Origin of the sequence: Streptomyces sp. NRRL F-6492 (genome assembly GCF_001280125.1) — a bacterium.
GTDB lineage: Bacteria > Actinomycetota > Actinomycetes > Streptomycetales > Streptomycetaceae > Streptomyces.
In genome coordinates, this window is sequence record NZ_LGEG01000112.1 from 1 (window position 1) to 903 (window position 903).

The following is a 903-nucleotide window of genomic DNA, read 5'->3' on the forward strand; positions in this document are numbered from 1 at the left end:
AGAAGTACCCTTCGCGCTTGCGGTCTTCCATCGCGGCTTCGGAGAGTTTGTCGTCGGCCCGGGTGGCGCCCCGTTCGGTGAGCCGGGAGGCGGCGATCTCCGTGATCACCGCGTCCAGCGTGGTGGCGTCGGAGTCCACCGCGCCGGTGCAGGACATGTCCCCCACCGTGCGGTAGCGGATCAGCCGGGTCTCGACCCTCTCGCCCTCCTTCGGACCGCCCCACTCCCCGGCGGTCAGCCACATGCCGCTGCGGGCGAACACCTCGCGCTCGTGCGCGAAGTAGATCTCCGGCAGCTCGATCTGCTCCCGCTGGATGTACTGCCACACGTCCAGCTCGGTCCAGTTCGACAGCGGGAAGACGCGCACGTGCTCGCCGGGGGCGTGGCGGCCGTTGTAGAGCTGCCACAGCTCGGGGCGCTGGCGGCGCGGGTCCCACTGGGAGAACTCGTCGCGCAGGGAGAAGACGCGTTCCTTGGCGCGGGCCTTCTCCTCGTCGCGGCGTCCGCCGCCGAAGACGGCGTCGAACCGGTGGTGCTGGATGGCCTCGGTCAGCGGCACGGTCTGCAGCGGGTTGCGGGTGCCGTCGGGCCGCTCGCGCAGCTTGCCGGCGTCGATGTAGTCCTGCACGGAGGCCACGTGCAGCCGCAGCCCGTGCTTCTTCACGGTGCGGTCGCGGTAGTCGATGACCTCGGGGAAGTTGTGCCCGGTGTCGACGTGCAGCAGCGTGAACGGCACCGGCGCCGGCGCGAACGCCTTCAAAGCCAGGCGCAGCATGACGATGGAGTCCTTGCCGCCGGAGAACAGGATCACCGGCCGCTCGAACTCCCCCGCCACCTCACGGAAGATGTGCACCGCCTCGGACTCCAGCGAGTCCAGGTGCGACAGCGCGAACGAACCCTCGG

1 protein-coding gene is annotated in these 903 nt (G+C 69.9%); it reads right to left on the minus strand.

Annotated elements, in window-relative coordinates:
• On the minus strand, window positions 1–903 hold a 903-nt coding region (gene cysD / locus ADL08_RS10455; protein WP_053641801.1), incomplete at both ends, for a sulfate adenylyltransferase subunit CysD.